At 34.1% G+C, this 20,570-nt stretch carries 13 protein-coding genes, 1 tRNA gene and 3 pseudogenes; 5 read left to right on the top strand and 12 right to left on the bottom strand.

The window, feature by feature from the left end; translation table 11 throughout:
• Nucleotides 1-269 precede the first annotated feature (269 nt).
• Nucleotides 270-2,522: a hypothetical protein gene (locus AAGD87_RS03400; protein WP_341817768.1), complete on the top strand. Its 2,253-nt coding sequence runs from the start codon at nucleotides 270-272 to the stop codon at nucleotides 2,520-2,522.
• A 228-nt stretch (nucleotides 2,523-2,750) separates the two neighbouring features.
• Here AAGD87_RS03400 and AAGD87_RS03395 read toward each other — a convergent pair.
• A pseudogene (locus tag AAGD87_RS03395) lies at nucleotides 2,751-3,002 on the bottom strand (transposase); the annotation flags it as partial.
• A 270-nt stretch (nucleotides 3,003-3,272) separates the two neighbouring features.
• Here AAGD87_RS03395 and prmC point away from each other — a divergent pair.
• Nucleotides 3,273-4,112 (top strand): peptide chain release factor N(5)-glutamine methyltransferase, encoded by an 840-nt coding sequence (gene prmC / locus AAGD87_RS03390; RefSeq protein WP_264339235.1) that lies wholly within the window; start codon nucleotides 3,273-3,275, stop codon nucleotides 4,110-4,112.
• Nucleotides 4,113-4,276: 164 nt separating this feature from the next.
• Here prmC and AAGD87_RS03385 read toward each other — a convergent pair.
• The 9 genes and pseudogenes from AAGD87_RS03385 to AAGD87_RS03345 form a co-directional block, all read right to left on the bottom strand.
• Nucleotides 4,277-4,501, bottom strand: a pseudogene (locus AAGD87_RS03385) (P44/Msp2 family outer membrane protein); the annotation flags it as partial.
• A gap of 104 nt (nucleotides 4,502-4,605) precedes the next feature.
• Nucleotides 4,606-5,229 (bottom strand): annotated as a pseudogene (locus AAGD87_RS03380) (P44/Msp2 family outer membrane protein); the annotation flags it as partial.
• 121 nt (nucleotides 5,230-5,350) lie between these two features.
• Complete coding sequence (locus AAGD87_RS03375; RefSeq protein ID WP_341817766.1) at nucleotides 5,351-7,354, bottom strand: type IV secretory system conjugative DNA transfer family protein; 2,004 nt, start codon at nucleotides 7,352-7,354, stop codon at nucleotides 5,351-5,353.
• A 30-nt stretch (nucleotides 7,355-7,384) separates the two neighbouring features.
• Nucleotides 7,385-8,377: a P-type DNA transfer ATPase VirB11 gene (virB11, locus tag AAGD87_RS03370; RefSeq protein WP_341817764.1), complete on the bottom strand. Its 993-nt coding sequence runs from the start codon at nucleotides 8,375-8,377 to the stop codon at nucleotides 7,385-7,387.
• A 1-nt stretch (nucleotide 8,378) separates the two neighbouring features.
• Nucleotides 8,379-9,839: a TrbI/VirB10 family protein gene (locus tag AAGD87_RS03365; RefSeq protein ID WP_174515709.1), complete on the bottom strand. Its 1,461-nt coding sequence runs from the start codon at nucleotides 9,837-9,839 to the stop codon at nucleotides 8,379-8,381.
• 16 nt (nucleotides 9,840-9,855) lie between these two features.
• Nucleotides 9,856-10,656, bottom strand: coding sequence for a P-type conjugative transfer protein VirB9 (gene virB9 / locus AAGD87_RS03360; protein WP_341817763.1), 801 nt, complete (start codon nucleotides 10,654-10,656; stop codon nucleotides 9,856-9,858).
• On the bottom strand, nucleotides 10,643-11,323 hold the full coding sequence (locus AAGD87_RS03355) for a virB8 family protein (RefSeq protein WP_155968235.1): 681 nt from the start codon (nucleotides 11,321-11,323) through the stop codon (nucleotides 10,643-10,645). Before AAGD87_RS03355 ends, virB9 begins: the two co-directional genes overlap by 14 nt.
• 72 nt (nucleotides 11,324-11,395) lie before the next feature.
• The gene (locus AAGD87_RS03350) at nucleotides 11,396-12,478 is read right to left on the bottom strand and encodes a GTP cyclohydrolase II (protein ID WP_010082649.1); all 1,083 of its coding nucleotides are present in this window, start codon (nucleotides 12,476-12,478) and stop codon (nucleotides 11,396-11,398) included.
• A 29-nt stretch (nucleotides 12,479-12,507) separates the two neighbouring features.
• Nucleotides 12,508-12,595 (bottom strand) — tRNA-Leu (locus AAGD87_RS03345).
• 190 nt (nucleotides 12,596-12,785) lie between these two features.
• On the opposite strand from AAGD87_RS03345, the gene AAGD87_RS03340 reads away from it, so the two are divergent.
• Nucleotides 12,786-14,060, top strand: coding sequence for a metallophosphoesterase (locus AAGD87_RS03340; RefSeq protein ID WP_006279778.1), 1,275 nt, complete (start codon nucleotides 12,786-12,788; stop codon nucleotides 14,058-14,060).
• A 27-nt stretch (nucleotides 14,061-14,087) separates the two neighbouring features.
• On the opposite strand, the gene dnaA is transcribed toward AAGD87_RS03340, so the two are convergent.
• Complete coding sequence (gene dnaA, locus AAGD87_RS03335; protein ID WP_010962298.1) at nucleotides 14,088-15,470, bottom strand: chromosomal replication initiator protein DnaA; 1,383 nt, start codon at nucleotides 15,468-15,470, stop codon at nucleotides 14,088-14,090.
• 326 nt (nucleotides 15,471-15,796) lie between these two features.
• On the opposite strand from dnaA, the gene AAGD87_RS03330 reads away from it, so the two are divergent.
• Nucleotides 15,797-16,534, top strand: a complete 738-nt coding sequence (locus AAGD87_RS03330; protein ID WP_006280263.1) for a glutamine synthetase — start codon at nucleotides 15,797-15,799, stop codon at nucleotides 16,532-16,534.
• A gap of 3 nt (nucleotides 16,535-16,537) precedes the next feature.
• Here AAGD87_RS03330 and AAGD87_RS03325 read toward each other — a convergent pair whose 3' ends face one another.
• On the bottom strand, nucleotides 16,538-17,269 hold the full coding sequence (locus tag AAGD87_RS03325; protein WP_264723773.1) for a hypothetical protein: 732 nt from the start codon (nucleotides 17,267-17,269) through the stop codon (nucleotides 16,538-16,540).
• A 175-nt stretch (nucleotides 17,270-17,444) separates the two neighbouring features.
• On the opposite strand from AAGD87_RS03325, the gene AAGD87_RS03320 reads away from it, so the two are divergent.
• Complete coding sequence (locus AAGD87_RS03320; protein WP_265024233.1) at nucleotides 17,445-20,510, top strand: efflux RND transporter permease subunit; 3,066 nt, start codon at nucleotides 17,445-17,447, stop codon at nucleotides 20,508-20,510.
• Nucleotides 20,511-20,570 lie beyond the last annotated feature (60 nt).

The raw sequence follows: 20,570 nt of genomic DNA, 5'->3' as shown, positions 1-20,570 counted from the left end.
TATCTGTTTCGATACAAATTTTCGTTATTAGAAGATAAATGAGGTATATTATGAATTTGCTTAAACTCTTCAATTATAGGCAAAAAGGCCCTTTATACTGTACTAATAATGGTATTAGCTACGTGCTTTAACGTTATTATAATATTTTGCATATAAACCTATTTTATAAAAATTCACAATATGAATTAGTAAATAAATTATGTTTAAATCAGTTGCGTATATAGTAAATATAATGCATTGTGTGCCTTTGTTAATAGAAAGGTATAAGTATGCCTAGTTCAAGGCAGGTAGTACAATATAACTCATTTGATAGTAATAACCTTGAAGACACTACTTTGCCTTGCGTATTTAAAGATTTTACGATTACTTCTGAAGAGATATTTGAGATTGGTAGTGAGGGTAACCAAGTAATAGATAATTCAGATGGTGAAATAGAAAGGCTGCAACAAGAAAACTTTGATCTCAAGAAAAATGAAAAGCTCTTGGAATGCTATAAAGGTATAGCGGAAGAGTATGATCAAGAAGTGAGTGAGCTCAGCAAGAAAAATCAGATCCTAGAAAAGAAAATTAAAGAGCTTGAAGCTCAATTACAAAGAAAAACAAGAGAATTAACTAAAAATGGCCAAGAAATTGAACAGCTAAAACAAGAAATAGAAAAAGTATTATTGGACGTGAAGAATAAAAATGACATAATAGGGAACTTGGACAGCAAATTAGAAGATATGAAGAGTGAAATACAGATGATAGACAAAAAGAATGAAGAGTTACAGCAAAGGTTAAATTTGGTTGAATCTAACTCAAGTAGACTAAGAAAAGAAAGTGTAGTGCTGGTAGACAGTATAGAGGATTTGAAGAGTAATTATGAAAACCAGATATTAGAAAAAGATAAGGAACTTAATGATGTAATAGGCCAGCTCTATGTTTATTTATCAGAGCGTGAAGAACTGTTTGCAGAATTTAGTTCATTGCAGAATGAAAATGAGAGTTTAAAACAGAAAAACTTCTATATTAGTAATGAAGTGTCTCTTGAAGATGAATTAAACAAAGAAAACGTAAGAAAAGAAATAGTAAGACCTCAGTCTACAACAAAAGTGGAAATGAGGCGTATCAATGATAATGATGACCAGGAATCAATATGGCTATATAGAGAAGCAGAAGATTATCAAACAGGTGAAGATAAAAAACCTAAAAATACTAACTACGACATTGGAGTATGGAATGAAGATGACGATGAAAGTAGCGATGATCAAAAATCAATCTGGCTGTACGAAAAAGTAGAAAACAATCAAGATTATCGAACAAGTGAAGACAAAAACCTTGAAAACACTGATTACGATATTGAAGTATGGAATAAAGATGACGATGAAAGTAGCAATGATCAGGAATCAACTAGTGAAAGTGACTATAATGTTAGCTATTGCTTTGATTATGATGAAATTGTTGGTAGGACCTACGGTCAACTAGTCTACAATGCAAACATAATACGTAAAAAAGATTCTTTTTCCTTAGCAAAAGTAAAATTAAGAGAAAGAGAAAAATATGAAAGTATTTGGCAAAAAATAGATAATATTCATGATGAATTGGATGCTTTGGGTAACTATGGTAATGAAGAGGATTATGAAGAGTGCAATAAAAGACTTGATAAAATTGTAAGCGAGGCGCTGAAACAAAGAGTAATGTTCACTCTTCCGTATAAAGCTAATATATCTTTAGTGGATCGCATAATTGATACATTGCAAAAGCTATATTTTTCTTACGATACTACCCGAATTTATGGATTTTTAGATGAGAAAAAGATATTGCAAATAGTATCAAGAGGTGCGTCTTTAAATAGATTTAGCGATGAAGAACATGGCGATTTCGTGAACATAATTTGCTCAGATAGATACGCTCTAGATCAACGAGAAAAAATACTTTTAGAACTTAAGGACTTGGTGTACAAAAGTATCGTAGACGTAAGTGTAAAAACTGATGATCATGATTTTGAGTTAGAGATGGACAATGGACACTTTTGTATAAAATATCCAAAAGATAGTGTTGTCGAAGTTGCAAGAATATTCAACAATAAAAAAGCTAAAAATTTAGGTCTGGAAATTGGTATGCTTCAAGTTGGAGAAAGTATAGTTAGAGTTGAAAATGAAGAAGGAGTTAGGAATTACACCGACATTTCGGAGGGTAGAATTGAAATGTCTTTTACTACTTACTTTGGGAAGGTCAGTGTTTATTTATCTCCTAGTGATAGAGATAATAATAAAATAGAAGTAAAGCTCGCCAACGAAGAAAGCATAGCACGTTTTAGTAAGTTGGAGGATAAATCAAGTTTAGGGGGGAGCTGTCTTTTAGGAGGAAAAAATGTTTCTATAGGCATAGAAGATGGTTATTTTGAAATAAACAGTGACGTTTCTGAAGAGTTAGCTAAAACTATGAAACAGTCAGATTGTACAATAGAAAAATCATATGTTCCATCTAGCTTTATGAAAGAAGCTTATTGCAATCAGTTAGTAAATGAAAGGGGAATTTAAAAATCAGGCTCAAATATTTCAAAAATAACCATTCAAAGCAGCATTTTTTATACAACTTCGTTTTCAATCTATCTGGAAAGAAGATATCAAGTATTCAAAGTCCAATTCGACAAATCCATAGTCCATTCTTCCTCTAGCTTTTTTATCACTAATCCAAAATTTAGGTATAATACCAAATATCATAAATAAGTAGGCAAATATAGCATTTCTCATAATAGTCCGAACAGGTCATAGGAAGGCAGAATCAACAGCACGACGAAAGGATTCGAATAGAGGAATGTTTTTCCTGGCTCTGTTTTTTATAGCAAACCAATGATGCTCAATTTTGTTGAAATCTGGAGAATAAGGCGGCAGATACAAAATTTCTGCACCAACCCCTTTAGCAAGCTCGATAATCTTATCAGACTTATGAAAAGTAGCATTGTCAAGAATGACCATACGCGTCAAGTTAAGGAAAAGTGGTATAAGGAAGAAAGGAAACGAAAAAACTATTTTATATATTAAGTAATAAAGTTATTAATTTATAGATTCTTCTGAAAAAATTATCTTCTTCTAGATAAGAACTCCCTAAAAAAATAAATGTAACAAATAAAATGCCCATCTCAAATGTTGCTATATTTCACGATATTTCCTTAACTTGACGCGTATGGTTCGTACAGCTGCGTGCTTGACACTGGGATTTAGTGCAGCTACCCTAAACTGGAAGCTCATCTTGCTATTTTTGGCTGAAAGAAACATATTTTTAGAATAATGAAAACAATCAGCTCTTTAATTCAAGAAGGATCGGAGTTATTATCGTCACATAAAGTTGAATCACCACATTTAGATTGTGAAATCATCATGCAGCACGTACTTGGAGTGGAAAGATCATTTATAATTGTGAACCATGCTGATCAAGTGCCAATGGAGAAAGAACTTTTATTTTGGAAATTAACAAAAAAAAGAGCGGAAAGATATCCAATATCGCAAATAATAGGTAATCATGAATTCTGGAGTAAAAATTTTATAGTTAACCAGCATGTTTTAGATCCAAGGCCAGATAGTGAAACAATAATCCTAGCAGTGTTAAAATATTACCCAAACAAAAAACAGAAACTAAAAATTGCAGATTTTGGTACAGGCACAGGTTGTTTATTGATATCCGTACTTAGTGAGTATGAATATGCTGTTGGCGTCGGTTTTGAAAAAAGCTTGGAAGCATATAAAGTTGCCTATCAGAACACAAAAAAACATGATCTTCTCAGCAGAGCCAAAATATTTCCAAGTTCGTGGACAGAGTGCAGAGGTTCATTCGATCTTATAATCAGTAATCCTCCATATATTAAAAGAAGCAAATTGAAAGACTTGCAAGCTGAAGTGCAAAAGGAACCAAGAATTGCCCTTGATGGTGGTATTGATGGTTTGAGTTGTTACTTGAGCATTTTTCCAATATTAAGGAGGTGCCTTAAAAAAAATGGGTTTGCGATATTGGAGATAGGTGAAGATCAAAGCAATATTGACAAAATAATCCCCTCATACGAATTAGCTTTTCAGGAATATGTATATGACTTAGCGGGAATGAAGAGATGCATTGTTGTGAAAAGAACATAGCTAATGTTTTTTTGCCTTCATCCCATATTATCCTATATCATCCCAGTACCCTCTACCTAGTCATCCAAGTAGCGTGACTACTTGGATCTATATTTAACTAGATCCTATGGTCAAGCCATAGGACGACAGGAACGGTTTTATGCATTTTTTAAAGGGCAACATGTTTAAGCTTTGCTGGCAAAATGGAAAGTAAGACCAGCCTCTATACCGTGTGTGTGAAATAGTTGATTACCTATATTTATTTCCTCAGTTACTTTGCTACCTAAGCTAGGATTAAGCTTCTTTTTTTTATCATTATTAGGGTCGTCTACCACTTGTCCTAACCTTTTTGCTGTAAGCTTAATATCGCTACCAATAGCACCAAAACCTCTATATCCGATATGCATATTTATAGCCTTTCTTATAATAGTCCGAATGCGATAAGATATGTGTTTATGGCTATAGCAGGCCAGTAGCATATTACGGTCTGTTCGGATTATTGTAAAAAGAGCTATACATCTTCGTTTATGCGATAGTCAAAGCCAGCTTTTAATTGACCTGCGGGTCTTATTGACGGTTTTTCAAACATCGTCATTCTTGTTGCACCGATCCCAATACCAACGTAAGGAGAAAAAGAGAAACGGTCACTTTTCCAATGATGATAAACATTTGCCATTACAGATATGTTCTCAATTTGGTCATGACTAACTGCAGCACTATAGAGATAAGTTTCTTTATTAGGATCCTCACCAGTCTCCTTTAGGTATGAAACAGTTATTTAGCTACTTGTTAAACCAATATTATCCACTTTTACAGAAGAATACATCCCTTCCAATTCAGCCCTATAGCTGTTGTTACCCAATTCTCCTGTGTAACCAAATGCCACATTTGCAGCAAAAGGTGGATTATAATCTCCTTTATACTCACTTAGTGACTGACCTTCTGTGTTCTGAGCACCCCTGTCATTTATAGACAAATTTTTGATACCTGTAGTGCTTGTTTTTAGTACGCTTGTGTTATTTAAATATTGACCGTAATACCCACTACCAAAGTAAAACCCTTCTGTTTCACTTGCAAAAGATTGTTGTGACAACAATAAAGCAAATGCTGTAACCGCTAATGTTTTTTTACTAATCATTACTACTCCCCTAGTTAAAATAGCTAATCTAATACTAATTAATTAAAAATGGCTTAATATGAAAAACCTAATTATTTGCATAACTTGCACTTTTCTGAGCTAAAAATAGGCAAAGTTAACCTTACTTCTCGTCATTTTTTAATTTATCCTCATCTTCAAATTCATCCTCCTCTTCTTCTTCATCAAACCCATCATCGCTCCTATCCTCATCTTCCTCGTCATCATCTTCAAACTTATCGTCGATATCTTCATCATCAATATCTTCGTCTGCAAATTCATCTGATTCATCATATACTGCATCTTCGGTTTTAGTTTCAGCAGGATAATCAACTGAATTAGGTCCCTCAAGAACATTATTCCCCTCGTTATTAACCTTATCTTTGCTCGCAGCGGCAGAAAGAACTTTGTTTGGGTCATATGGTTCTTGTGTAGGCACACGAGTTTGTTTGAGCAGCCTTCTTGTGAAGGTGGTATCACTGTAGTACAAAATTTTCTTTGATTTAATTGGGTAAGTCGACTCTATTAAAATTATCTGATCGTCACGTGGCAACATAATAACTTCTTGAGGCAATAGCAATGCTCTCTGTATTTCAGAGATATGTAATGACCTTGAAGCAGGATTTAAATCTAAAAATTTAGGCTTATTCAACGATTCTTGTTGTACAGTTTTGTTTCCTATAAGTTGCGATATTAAATTAGCTGTTTCAATATTATTGGCTGCAAAAGTTATTCTGTAAGTCGAGTTTGACAAAAAGGAGTTCATCCCTGCTTCTTCGTATATTCCTTTGAGCTGCTCAGTATCTTGAACAATTAAGAATAACCTAACTCGATAACCACGAAAATATGCAATACCTGTTTGAAATTGCTCCATTTTTCCAAGTGTAGGAAACTCATCCATTAAAAACAATACGCCATAAGGCTCGTCATCCGATGGCAATTTTCTACATAAAAACTCAGTTGCCTGTTGGTAAAAAACCTGCATTAAAGGCCTGAGCCTAGTCAAGTTGTCAGGAGTTAAACCAACATAAACTGTAATTTTCTTCTTTTTAAAATCTAGAATATTAAAATCACTTGACGCAGTTGCAGTATCAATCAATGGGTTTGCCCACAATTCAAGTGATGAGTTCATGGTTGATACAACACCTGACCTTTCTTTATCAGCTTTTTGTAAAAAAGCTGCAATATTCATATATGCTACAGGGTGTAGTATTTTACCCATTGTATCAAGAGCAACAGCAAGATTATAAACCACGTCATCACTACGCATCGTACGCACAACTTCACCAAAAGATTTAACTTTCTCTGGTGCAGCAAGTAAGTATAATACCACTCCAACAAATAAGCTTCTTGCTTCATTCTGCCAAAAGTCTTGTTCAGGCATGATTAGGTTAGCTATTTTCTGCACATCGTCAACCATCTGCCCAGGTTTTTCACTAATCCATTGTAATGGATTGTAACAGTGACTTATTCCATCTGGCTGCGCTGGATTCCATACGTATACTTTTTGTCCTTGTCGTTCTCGCCAACCACTTGTTATTTCATAGTTTTCTAATTTTATGTCGTGTACAATTACCGAGTCAGTCCAAAATAATAAATTAGGAATTACAAAGCCAACACCCTTACCAGAACCTGTAGGTGCAAATAACAATGCATGCTGAAACCCATCAGAAATGAAGTATCCTCTTTTATCTTTACCAAGCAATAATCCCTTTTTGCTTCTTAATCCTGCTTTTCGTATGTCTTTCTCTGATGCCCACTGCGAATCTCCATGAAGTGATTCCTTCTTTTTAAATGGTCGCCACTCAATTATCCTTTCTCTTAAATTCCATAAGATAATCATTAAAACAATGATAGGCAGTGCAGAAGATATAATTAATGTGATTTTGAGCTCAAGGCTATATAACTCTGGATGATGCCAACAATATTGTATATGATCAAAAATCGTTGGCCAAAGAGCTTGAGGGAAAGGCGTCAAACTAGGATTAATTGCCTTAAAATCCACAGCATCCGGACCATCAGCAAACAGAACAAACAATATACCAGATAGATAGAAGCAAAACTCAAGTACGCTAAAAGCTACTACACCTCCTATGAGAATATTACGTAGGTGATTTCCATTACTCATAAACTACTCTTCCTTAACTTATGTATAAATTTAAGCATTTTCGCTCGCAGATCTAGTAAATAATATCTCAGAAATGCTTCTTTTGCCCCCACCGGTTCTTTTTAGCTGAATAACAATATCAATCACATTTCTAATGTATGGTATAATTTGGTCTGGAGGAATGCCAAGATTTGCCTGCATAACCATCAATTTTATTTGCTCAAGGGCCATTGTTGGACTATCTGCATGAAGGGTTGATATTGATCCAGGGTGACCAGTATTTATCGCCCTGAGAAAACTAAAAGCTTCCGCTCCACGGAGCTCACCAACTATTATTCTGTCTGGCCTTAAACGTAAGCACGCTTCTATCAAATCTTGAGTGGTTACTTTTGCTCTGCCCTGCCCTCCTTTAGAGGCAATTAGATGGACTTTATTGGGATGATCGTTCAAAACGATTTCCCTTGCATCCTCAACAGTAATAATTCTTTCCTCAGCTGGAATAGCACGCAAAGTAGCATTAGTAAAAGTAGTCTTACCAGTGGAAGTTCCACCACTAATTATAATATTTTTCTTACTTATTACAGCGTATTCTAAAAACTCTTTTATTTTTTTTTGCCTTAACAATAAATCCAAATGACGGTCAACTGGATTATCAGTTGCTTCTGTAACAGTTTCAGAAAAAGCCCCCATTTTTTCGTAATCATCGAGTGCTAACTGCATGCTAGAAGGCTTACGAATCGACATGACTACTTTATCAGGTTCACATGCTGGCGGAAATACTATCTGTATACGATAACCATTTGGTAATGTTGCCGAAAGTAACGGCGCTTCTTCGCTAAGTTTTTGTTCTGTAGCTTGAGCAATCAGTCTGCCAAGATATTTCAAATGGTTAAGATCGAATACTTCTAATTTTTCACACCTTATTTCACCGCGATTTTCAATCCATACTTCCTTTGGCTTATTTATTGATATTTCATTTACGCCTTCTTCTTGAAATATGCCTTGTAATGGCTCCAAATATGTATCAAGTGCAGCATAGTTCATTTCATTGATTTAATATTGCCTGTGGAGGAAATACTATATCTTGGTTAACAAATACTTTCAATGCAGTGCCTTGATCAACATAAATAGTTGGTTTTTTATCTGTATATCTGCCCACTACATCCCGCATATCTTTAGAAAAATCCTCGATTGATTTCCCGATTGCTTCATCATAAACAGACTTGCTTTTTCTTTGAATTTGTTCTAACAGTTGATTTACAATTTCCAGGCTTATATTTACCTCGTCTTCTTCAATTCCTAGTGCTTTTGCTATTTCCTCTTTCATTATTTTTAGTAAATCTTGTCTGCTTTTGGCACTCCGAATTCTTCCGATAGCCCCAAGGCCTAATTTCCATTTGTCACTAGATATCTTCTTTTCTGGGTCAATAATGAGTTGGAGAGAAGAAAAATCTATTTCGGTTGCAGTGATAGACTTTACTGCATCTCTGATAGTTAGCGTATCAACAAGATTAGAAGCCTTTTGCCCTATAACAGCAGAACCAATCGAAACACCAGCAAGTGTCACTGAAGAGAATAACGCACTTACTATTTTGTTATCAACTATTCCTGCTATTCCTGCTCTACCAAGCTCGTCAGTACTAAGTGATGAGATTGCAATATCTATTCCATGTGGCAGAATCACTCTATTCCAGTTTATATTTACACGAGATTTAGCAACATTCGAGTCAAATGAATAACTGCCTATCAATCTTGAGCCTTTAGGTATTAAAACTGTATCACCAGTTTCTGCATAAACATCTCTACTCACCATAGCACGCAGCATTCCTTGCAGATCAGAGTTTATTGCAGTTTCAAGAACAGCATCAATAATTTTACCTTGAGTAATCATTAAACCAAGCTTTCCTACTCTGGTAGCTTTGCTCGATTGTGCTGAAGTGTCGGATAAAATAGCATCAGCAGCCTTGTTCTCTCCACTACCACCTGAAATTGTCAACATCTGTGCACTACGTCTGTCTCTAGGATAACCGCCACCCCCTATTGTAGGAAACGAGGTAGGTAAATTGCCCATAACATTACTAGAAGGAAAATTTTGCTTTGGCAAAATAGGTATATTTGACACAGGAGTTTCTTTTGGTTTCTCTTCTTCTTTTTTCATCACTTCTTCTTTTCTAATTTGTTTTATTTCTGGTATGATTAGTGGTGTAGGAAGAGGAGGTAAGGGTGGTAAGGGATCAGTTATTATTCTTTCAGGAACCATTACATTATCTGGAACTTGTTCCAACTTTCCTTTCAATTCTTGAACGTTTTGCTTTGTTTCCTCTTTTTTAATAACTTCTGAACCCTCTTTAGGAGAAGGACTAAAATAGAGATAATACACTCCACCAGCCAGAAGCACTAAAATAATGACCATCAATGCCCTATGACCTTGATTAGAGCCAACTGTTACTACCTTATTCTCTATTTCTGATTCATCTTCTGAATTGTTACGCCTTTCTTTATTCATATTGCATGTACCACAGCTAAAGTGACCTATTTATAATTTCAACTTCACCATCTTCATAACGCATAAATAGCTTTTTATGTACTCCTTTTATTATAACATAATCATCAAATAACAGCCTTTTACAAGGTTTATCCTCCCCTTCTACAAAAACCTGAGGTATTTTATTATTATTTCTAAATTTTAAATAGGTTAAATAACCATCATCAAATAACTCAATCGGAACTATATCCGCATTACCACCTTCATCAATATATGTATAATTGTACTTCGTATCATTTTCTTGTATTATTTTTTCTAGCTTGTCTGTAGTATATTGCATTTGAGTAGGTAAAGAAACCTCATCTAAATCAACATCAAATTCACCTTCTTCTTGAGGATAATAAAAACGTACTACGTAAGATATATCCTTTTCAGCAGAATAATCGTGATCTACTTTCTTAGCATCAGTATCCGGGTATTTATCGTAGTTTGGCCTTGAGATTAAATCAAAAATGTAATTTCTTTTTTTAGTTGTCGTAATAATCATGTTAGTGCGACTACTAACTTCAAATGGCATGATAAGCAATTTATTGTCATAAGGATTAATTTTCCAACTTGATGCATCACCAACAGCGATATTTTTAACTTTTTCTCCTTCCGCAAATTCAATATAAGAATAGTAACCCTGACTAAAAACCACCGTAAATACTTCATTAGGGCTATACACAAAAGTCTTTATTCTACTATCTATAGAAATAGGCTCATTATAATTAATGGATGCGTTTAAATTGCCACTTACAAGTAAAGCTAAAACTAATAATATCTTATACATATTCATCATCTACTCTATATGAAATAACTTGAAATCCTAATGGGTTAATATATCTTTGCTGATCATCCATTTCAAGCGATGCATATCTATATGACATAATAACTATCTTATTTTTTCTCGTAGAACTTCCATCTTTCCGTGTAAATTCCACAAAAAATCTCACCTGAAGAGCATCGTTACCCAACTTTTGAATTGAGCGAATTTTAAATTCACTTTTGGTATCTGAATATAAATTAAAAAGATCATCCATATTCTGCGATCCTACATAATTTCTAAATTCATTATACACATTAGGTGAGGAAAACAACCTCACCTTTGTATAATAGTTATAATTATAATGATATGGATCAAAAACCTCCCTTGCTTTTATATACTCTGAAATAAAATAATCGTTTAGCGCTTCATCTGCAGAATACTGTTTTACTGTGACAGGATCAACCAATTGCACTATTCCTGATTTCTTGTCAATTTCTATAACAAATGGCTCAATAGTGCTACTTGTGCTAATTTTAAATATGACTAATATGCTGATAGAGATCGTTGCTAATAATATTAATGCAAATAAAAGTAGAATATTCCTTTGAGCAATAACTGTGCTGTAGCGGTTTGAATTCCAATTTATATCCTTATCTAAGGATTCAGTATTTTTTTCTTGCTTAAAAAATCTTAGCATTTTAGCATTCCTAAAAATCTTAACTTATGTTAATAAACATAGCAAATTAACAAAGTAGTTACAGCAAAAAAGCTAAAAAACTCTTAATCTATGGCCTAATTTACCAAACTTTGTCTCCATATATGAATCGTTATATTTATTACGTTCCACAATAAGTGGTAGACACTTTGTAACTCCTATACCACTACTTTCCAATTCTGACAATTTCCTATCATTGTTTGTAAGTAATTGGATTTTGTTAATGTTCAATTTCTTAAGCATTTTAGCTGCAACAGCAAAACTCCTTTCATCATCTTCAAAACCCAATATTCTATTTGCATCAACAGTATCAAGATTATGTCCTCTTTGCATACTGTACGCTCTTAACTTATTAGTTAAACCAATGCCTCTTCCATCTTGCATCAAATACAATATAATACCACTTCCAGAGTCAGCTATCATTTGAATTGCTTGATGTAACTGACTTCTGCAATCGCATGACAAGCTATCTAACAAGTCACCCGTATAGCACGAAGAATGAATTCTCACTAATGGTTCGTCATCTTTATCTGGATTGCCAATGATAATTGCATGATGTTCTCTTCCACCACTTTCGGTTCTATAAGATATGATATTTACTTCTTGAGTCTGTTTTAAAAATAATGATGTTTTGCACACTTCATATACATCCTGATTTTCTTGAAAATTATTTATGAATGACGTGTCCAGTGCAATAACGTCATTTTTCTCGCACCAATTTCGCATTTCATGGTTATTCTCAAAAGTCATATCAGCCACTAACGCGTATGGCAATAATTCTGAGAACTTAAGCAAGGCAATAGCACATTCATCTATTGTCTTTGAGCATTGCAACTCTTTTATGCAATCTTCCTTTGAACAGTTTATTAAATAGAGCAGTTCATCAAAATTATTCACCAACAGACGTTTGCTGTTATGTTCTTTATTCTGAGATATGTATTTTACCTTACTTGAAGTTAAAGTAACATATACATTACTTGATGTAAGCTTGTATTGATTAAATAAATCTCTTTCTAAAGCCTCAGCAGCAGCAAACAATAGGTAATTACTTTCATCATATATTACAATTGGCCGACCGCGCCTGATTTCGCTGATAGCTCTTTCTACCTTATTGCTACTCTGATTTCCTATAAACATTTTTACCCATATTAAACAGCGATAAAAACTGGTGCGGCCGAGAAGACTTGAACTTCCAAGGCCTTATGAGCCACAGCGACCTCAACGCTGCGTGTCTACCAATTCCACCACGGCCGCACTATATTCTAGTTTTTATATAATTATTTTAAATTACTTAATCATTTTAGAATTTTTCATCTAGAGTGTCAATCTGATACTAGAATAATTTAGAAATTGTTTGTATAATTTGATTATGAATTTTGTGATTATAAATTTTAATCATTTAAGATAACCTTACTACTAATTTTTAACTTAGGTTTTTATACAAATGAATATAGCTAATATCTTTATTTTTTTAGCTCTCTCTCTTATAACTAGCTTTCATTTCGTCCATGCACAAATATTATACACATGGTCTCAAGTTATCCCAGAAAATAAACTAAGCATACGCGCAATTACGGACAATGACATGTGTCCCATTGTTTATGTTGATGGCGAGGAAACAGAAATGCTGAATCGCAGCTCAATTAACAATGGTGATCATAACGAAACAGTTTGTGAACTGACAGTACAAACAAGTGCCAAAAACATTAGTATTGAGGATCTACGGGTTCCTATATTACCAAAAAAGGTTAATAAAATTGCTTTCATTGGTGACACGGGCTGTAGAATAAATATGTTATTTCAGCAGGAATGTAATTCGGTAGATAGCTGGCCTTTAAAAAAAAATTTAGATTCAATCGCCCTTCATAAACCAGATTTAATTATCCATGTTGGTGATTATCATTATAGACAAACAAAATGTAGAAATACAAAAAAGTGTGGCGATATTTATGGATATAATAAAGAAGTTTGGTACGCTGATTGGTTTGAGCCTGCAAAGGATATTTTATCACAATCCCCTTTCCTTTTTGTTCGTGGAAACCATGAGAGTTGTGATAGAGCTTATGAAGGATGGTTCAGGTATCTAGATTCATACCCCTTTTCGTCTGAAAAATGTGGAAACTTCGTTTCTAGTTGGTCCTTAGATGCTGGACCGATGAAATTTTTTATCTTCGACTCTTCATCCGGTGAGGATATTTTTACAACCCAAAGCACAATTGATGCTTTTGAGAGGCAATTTGATAAATTGATACAAAATAGTTCTGACAAGCCCATGTGGTTTTTAACTCATAAACCGCTTTGGAGATCTCCAAAAAAAGAATTTTTGACATTAAAAAGCCATGGTAATCTTACACAAATCGAAGCTTTTGGAGATAAATTTCCAAGCAATGTTACTACCATAGTTTCTGGCCACATTCATATAGCCCAGATTTTATTAATGGATAATGTTCCAGACCAAATTATAGTTGGAAACGGTGGTGCATCATTACACGCTCAAGATCAAGAATCTGTTTATCAAAATGTAGAATTTGACTATTTAAATGGTAAAAACTACTTAGCACACGAGGTTAGAAACTTTTTTGGCTTTGGCTTTGCAATACTAAATTTAGATGATCACGAATTTACCTTCTATAATCAACACAATAAGGAAATGTATTCTGCGAAGCTAACAGAAGATTTTAAACTTAAACGGATTAAAACTATAGTCGATTCATTTTAGAATTTGTTATTAGCTATTTTAAAAACGCTACTTAAACATTTTTTTTAATCGATTGATTTCATCAGCAAATTTTGAGTCGGTCTTTATAAAATTTTCTACTTGTTTTACTGCATGTATAACAGTAGCATGGTCTCTGCCACCAAAGTTTCTCCCAATATCTGGTAGGCTTTTTTGCGTAAATTTTTTGGCAAAATACATAGCTATTTGTCTTGGCCTTGCAAGACTGCGAAGCCTTCTATTGGATTGCATATCTGCAACCTTTATATTGAAAAATTCAGCTACTTTCTTTTGTATTTCTTCTATTGTGACTGACCTATGATTTGACCTAAGAAGATCGATTAGGGTTTCACTAGCTGATTCTACCGTCATACTTCTTCCAATTAATGAGGTATGGGTAACCTTATTTAATGCTCCTTCTAATTCTCTTATATTAGATTTTATGTTCCTTGCTAAAAACTCTAGGACATCTTTCGGAACATACATATTCATCTGCTCCACTTTTGCCTGCAATATACCAAGCCTTAATTCAAAAGTTGTTTCATTAATATCTGCCACCAACCCCCAACCGAGTCGTGATTTTATTCTTTCTTCCACTCCATCAAGATCACTAGGAGACCTATCAGCTGATATAACCAATTGTTTATTTTGGTCTATCAATGCATTGAAAGTGTGAAAAAATTCTTCTTGTGTACTATCTTTACCACTGATAAATTGCACATCATCTACCATCAATACATCTACTGATCTAAATTGCTCTTTAAATAACATAATATCTTTGCTTCGCAGCGCTGTAATATATTGGTACATGAATTTCTCTGCTGATAAATACACCACTTTTCTTTTTGCTGATGGGGAATTGACTATGTGCCAAGCTATAGCATGCATTAGATGTGTTTTACCAAGTCCCACTCCACCATATAGAAACAAAGGATTGCTGCCTAATATTGGATCTATAGATTCTGCCACACGCTTTGCCGCCGTAAATGCTAATTCATTTGGCTTTCCCACTACAAAATTATCAAAGGTGAACCTTGGATCCAGCGGCGAACCAAGATTATGATTACTTTCCTCTCTGTTTTTTAGTATAACATTAAAATTTGAATTCCTCTCCTCAATTACTTGAATATCAATAGAACGTATACTTTTATCTTCGCTTTGCCATAATGATAATATTTTTTTCATGTAATGAACTGTAATCCACTCTTTTATAAACCTTGTTGACACGGATAAAAGAACTTCCCCATTTCTGCTACTGACAAATTTTAGTGAACTCAGCCAGCTATTATATGTTGCTTCTCCATAAAGATTATAAAGACAATTTTGGATTTTTTCCCAAGTAACATTGTGATCCGTTACTGTAATAATCTGATCAAAAAACATAGTAGAAACCTTAGGGCTAGTTAAGTTCATATACCACACCAAGAAAAAAGCAATAATTAGAAAAATATAAGATAATCAATAGCTTACTGCAAAATGAAAAGCTAATACTACTTAATACATACTAAAAATTATGGTGATTTTTTGATGGGTTGTAAAGGGTATAAAAACATTAAAATTGATCATTTTTATTTCAAAAAAATGAAAAATTTGTAAATGTCGCTTGTATCGAGGATTAGAAGCATGCTATTAAAAACAGTAATACATTATGTATAAATAAGATGTTAAATTTACTGGCAAATAAGTAAAGTATTCATATAAATATAGCTAACCTAATATAGATTTACTGAAGCAAATTTATGATTATATTAAGTAATTTGAGTTGTTATGCTGTATTCGGTATTGAACTAGAGTTTTACATTGAAGGAATAGAAAAAGAATACTTATTTCTGAATAGCATCAAAAATAAAATAGCATCTCTTGAATTTTCTTGCGAGAAGGAGAATTCTACACATCAGTATGAGATAAAAAGTGGTTGTTATACGAACTCCTACAATTTAATTAAGCATTTTGAGTTAGCAAAACAATCACTTACTGAAACAGCACAAAAACTAGGTGGGAATGTTTCTTTTAAAGCAAAGCCTTATTTGGATAGAGCAGGCAGTGCATTAAATGTGCATGTTAATCTCGTGAATTCAAATAACGGTAACTTATTTTATATCAATGAGCAAAAGTACAGTGACTATCTGATTCATAGTATTGGTGGATTATGTGCAATGATGAAAAAACATATGTTGTTTTTTGCTCCAAATGATGATTCATATTTAAGATTTCAGTATCCGGATATTCACACTCCAACTACGATTAGTTGGGGAGTAAATAACAGAACTGCTGCGATAAGAATTCCCTATTTTGGCAACGATTTCAAAAGATGCCGCCTAGAGCACCGCGTTCCCGGAGCAGATTGTGACCTTGAAAAAGTACTCACAGCAATAATTGAAGGTATGGTTTTTGGTATAGAGAACAAAATTGCTCCGCCAAATAGGGTCTACGGCATTGCATCTGATCCTCAATATGAGATGGAGAGGTTAATATAACAACTATCTATCAAATCCTAATCCGTTAAACCCCTTTTGGGTAATTGGCTGTTTTAGCATTTTTTTTACATCATTATCTACATTTTTGCACTGTAATAGCAAGTCTAAAGCAGATAGTTTCTGCGTGCTTTTAGATTCAAGCTCTAGATTGCTTAACACTTGCCCAGGAAGTGGATTACCAGGCACATCCATGTGCTCAGGAAGAGGTTTCATCTGATTCTTTATAGAGCTAGAGTTATTTTGTGTAAGAGTTTTATCATTTAGCATGCTAAGAATAATTTCCTCAGGCACTACCATAGTTTTTGTATAATCAACAGGATTACTATTTTCAGCATCTATAGTCACATGAATTGGTTCGCCAAACGCATTTATAGGACCACCAAGTGATCCTTTCTCCATGCGTTCTTGTGCTCTTTTCCTTATTATTTCTTCTTCTAGCTCAGTTTCAGTTCTTTTTGGTTCTTTTACGGTATCTTTTTCTTCACCTTCATCAACACTGCTATACCCTTCATCTTCTGAAACTTTATCTCCTGAAACACGAGTAATTTCAGCTTTAGTTCTTATTTTATGAACCAGCGAAAGTAATAAGTAAGTAACTGCAGCGGCAGAAACGATAATGGCTATCTTTGCGGCAATGTGGATTGCTGTTAAAAATATTAAAGCTGATAAAGCTCCAGCTAATCCAGACACAATAACTTTATTTTTGCCCTTTGTTACATTTAGAATTGCCACCATAATAACCTCTCAAATACTGTTCTAGAATTATTATACAGGAATTTTCTTATACTTGCAATTTTGCGAAAATTTTAATTATTTGCGTAAAGTTTTAAAGCTACACAAGGATTAATTAATATGCAATGTATCTCGACTATAATATTGTACAAACACACATATTCAGCTAACATTCAACATGCAGAGCTTACTCATAGAGCGAAACAGGGCGGTGGTATTATTACTTATAGTAATTTTTATCTTCGGTTCATACGTTTATGTAAAAATGCCAAGGGAAAGCAATCCTGATATACAGATTCCTATAATCAGCGTGTTTGTTGGACTTCCTGGGATTTCTGCTCAAGATAGTGAAAAGCTATTAGTGCTTCCTATAGAAAATGAACTAAGATCCATCGAAGGTGTAAGAGAATTGAGAGCTTTTGCAACTAATGATGGTGCTCACATGATACTCGAATTTGGAACAGAGTATGATAATAAAGAAGTGCTCGATAATGTTCGTTCAAAGCTTTCAAACATAAAATCGAAGTTACCTGTTGAAGCGGAATCTCCGATAATCAATGAAATAAACTTGAGCTTATTTCCGATACTCAATGTCGGCTTAATTGGTAATTTGCCAGAAAGAGCCTTAACTGAAATAGCACGCAAGTTAAAGAAAGAAATAGAATCTCTGCCAAATGTTCTCAAAGTTGAAGTGGCAGGTATACGTAAAGAAACAGTGGAAGTTATAATTGAGCCCACAGTTCTAACAAAATATAACATTCAATCAAACGAAATATTCCAAGCTATATCAAGCAATAATAGACTAGTGGGAGCTGGGTCACTGGCCGGTAAATATTCGATTAAAATATCAGGGTTATTAAAAGATATAGAAGATATTATGAATATTCCTATTAGATCTCAAGGCGATGCAGTTTTGAGAATCAAAGATATAGCAAAAGTATACCCTAGGTTTGAGGATCACCAAGGATTTGCTCGCATTAATGGATTACCTAGTGTCGTGCTAGAAATTTCAAAACGTAACGGAAAAAACATAATAGACACAGTAAATCAAGTAAAATACTTAATGGATAAGGCAAAAGATCAATTACCTGAAAATTTAAAAGTGGTGTACTTAAACGACCAGTCAAAAAACGTCCGCGATGTGCTTGATGACTTGGAAAACGGCATAATATTTGCTGTGTTGTTAATATTGATCATAATGATGCTTTCTATGGGAACAAGGATTGCTATTCTTGTGGCACTCTCGATACCCGGTTCCTTTCTCATTGGGATAATAGCTCTTTACTTTATGGGTATAACCTTAAATATCGTTGTGCTCTTCAGTTTAATTATGGCTGTTGGCATGCTGGTTGATGATGCAATTGTGATCAGCGAATATGCCGATAGAAAGATGATCTGCGGAATGGACAAAGTAGAAGCTTTTTACACTTCAGTTCGTGATATGTTTTATCCGGTTCTATCATCAACGTTAACTAAATTAGCAGTGTTTTTTCCTCTATTATTCTGGCCTGATACTGTTGGTAAATTCATGCAGTACATACCAATTACAATAATTCTAACTTTGACTGGATCGCTCATTATGGCTTTGGTTTTTATACCAACACTTGGTGCAATATTTGGTAAGCCTTCGATAACTTCAAAAAAAGAAATAAAAAAAATGAGTGCTATAGAAAGTGGTGAAATAAAAAATGCTGGGCCTATAATAAGAGCTTACGTACGCATGCTAGAGAAGGTTTTGGATCATCCTAAAAAATTCGTATGTGCTACTGTATTCGTTTTGTTTTCATTTAGTGTGCTGTACTTTACTTTTGCTCCTGGAGTAAAGTTTTTTCCGAAAGTGGATTCAGATAATATTTTAATCAGTGTTAAAGCAAAAGAAAGCTTATCAGCCAAAGAACGAGATCTGATACTCAAAGAAGTGGAAGAACGCATTTTGAGCATTGAAAAAGAAATTCATGTTTCTTATGCTAGATCAGGAGCATTTTCAGACAACGTTATCGCCAGAATACAACTAGAACTTATGGATTGGCGCTTCAGGCGCAAAGCTAAGCACATACTAAATGATATAAGGAGCAGTGTGCAAGACATGAAAGGAATAATAATTAATGTTCAAGAGGAAAAGCCAGGACCGTCGGCTGACAAGCCAATACAAATTAACCTCAGCGGGAGTGTATCCAGTTTGAATTTAGCAGCAGAGAAAATTCTAGAAATTATGAACCAACCTTCATCCGGGTTTATAAATATTCAAGATAGCAGATCAGCACCTGAAATAGAGTGGAATATGAGTGTTGATAAGAATAAGGCTACAAGCTCTGAAGTAAGTGTTGCAACCATTGGCGATTTTATAAAGATGGTTACAAATGGAGTGTTGATTGGAAAATATAGACCAAATAACACGGATGAAGAAATCGATATTGTACTCCGTTTCCCTGGAAAGGATCGCAACATGAAGACTATAGACAATCTTTTTATCAATACAGTTAATGGCCCGTATCCTATGAGCAATATAGTAAAATATGCTCCCGAAAAAAAGGTAAACAAACTAAACAGGATTGATGGATTACGCATAGTGACAATCTCTGCTGACGTTGATACTGGCTATCTTGTTGATGAAAGAGTAAAGTTCATTCAGAATTCTATTGCCCAGGATTGGGACAAGGGAGTAAAAATTGATTTTAAAGGCGACAAAGAAGATCAACAAAAATCAGGAGCATTTTTGTTAAAGGCTTTTATATTAGCGATTACACTAATGATATTGGTATTAGTGACACAGTTTAATAATGTATACCATACATTTATCGTAATGACAGCAGTGTTTTTATCCACAACATGTGTGTTTTTTGTTTTCTTTCTTATCCAACAAGTTTTCGTAGTTGTTATGTGTGGAGTGGGGATAATTGCTTTGGCGGGAATTATAGTGAATAATAACATACTATTACTTGATGCCTTTCATCACCAAATTAAGGTACACAAAAATGACATCAAGCGATGTGTAATAAACGCTGCAATTTCTCGCGTTAGGCCAATATTGCTTACCGTTGCAACCACAGTTCTTGGTTTAATACCGATGATTACCAGGTTAAATATCAATTTTTTTACGCTACAAATCACATATGATGCTCCATCAAGCCAGTGGTGGGTTGACATTTCAACAACCATAGCAAGTGGAATATTGGCTGCAACGGTTTTAACTTTATTCTTTACTCCTGCGTTGCTTGTTATACAAAGACATGAAAAAACTTGACTTAAATTAGCAATCATTTAACATTTAAGATAGTGTTCTTTGCCCGTTGGAGCTATAATT

Origin of the sequence: Wolbachia endosymbiont (group A) of Pherbina coryleti, assembly GCF_964026875.1 — a bacterium.
Taxonomy (GTDB): Bacteria; Pseudomonadota; Alphaproteobacteria; order Rickettsiales; family Anaplasmataceae; genus Wolbachia; species Wolbachia pipientis.
The sequence above is the reverse complement of the archived record's forward strand: the minus strand, read 5'-3'. Positions and strand labels throughout refer to the sequence as shown.

Excerpts from the sequence above, each read along its gene's own strand:
- AAGD87_RS03400 (WP_341817768.1), top strand. The coding sequence starts at position 270 with ATGCCTAGTTCAAGGCAGGTAGTACAATATAACTCATTTGATAGTAAT.
- prmC (WP_264339235.1), top strand. The coding sequence starts at position 3,273 with ATGAAAACAATCAGCTCTTTAATTCAAGAAGGATCGGAGTTATTATCG.
- AAGD87_RS03375 (WP_341817766.1), bottom strand. The coding sequence starts at position 7,354 with ATGAGTAATGGAAATCACCTACGTAATATTCTCATAGGAGGTGTAGTA.
- virB11 (WP_341817764.1), bottom strand. The coding sequence starts at position 8,377 with ATGAACTATGCTGCACTTGATACATATTTGGAGCCATTACAAGGCATA.
- AAGD87_RS03365 (WP_174515709.1), bottom strand. The coding sequence starts at position 9,839 with ATGAATAAAGAAAGGCGTAACAATTCAGAAGATGAATCAGAAATAGAG.
- virB9 (WP_341817763.1), bottom strand. The coding sequence starts at position 10,656 with ATGAATATGTATAAGATATTATTAGTTTTAGCTTTACTTGTAAGTGGC.
- AAGD87_RS03355 (WP_155968235.1), bottom strand. The coding sequence starts at position 11,323 with ATGCTAAGATTTTTTAAGCAAGAAAAAAATACTGAATCCTTAGATAAG.
- AAGD87_RS03350 (WP_010082649.1), bottom strand. The coding sequence starts at position 12,478 with ATGTTTATAGGAAATCAGAGTAGCAATAAGGTAGAAAGAGCTATCAGC.
- AAGD87_RS03340 (WP_006279778.1), top strand. The coding sequence starts at position 12,786 with ATGAATATAGCTAATATCTTTATTTTTTTAGCTCTCTCTCTTATAACT.
- dnaA (WP_010962298.1), bottom strand. The coding sequence starts at position 15,470 with ATGAACTTAACTAGCCCTAAGGTTTCTACTATGTTTTTTGATCAGATT.
- AAGD87_RS03330 (WP_006280263.1), top strand. The coding sequence starts at position 15,797 with ATGATTATATTAAGTAATTTGAGTTGTTATGCTGTATTCGGTATTGAA.
- AAGD87_RS03325 (WP_264723773.1), bottom strand. The coding sequence starts at position 17,269 with ATGGTGGCAATTCTAAATGTAACAAAGGGCAAAAATAAAGTTATTGTG.
- AAGD87_RS03320 (WP_265024233.1), top strand. The coding sequence starts at position 17,445 with ATGCAGAGCTTACTCATAGAGCGAAACAGGGCGGTGGTATTATTACTT.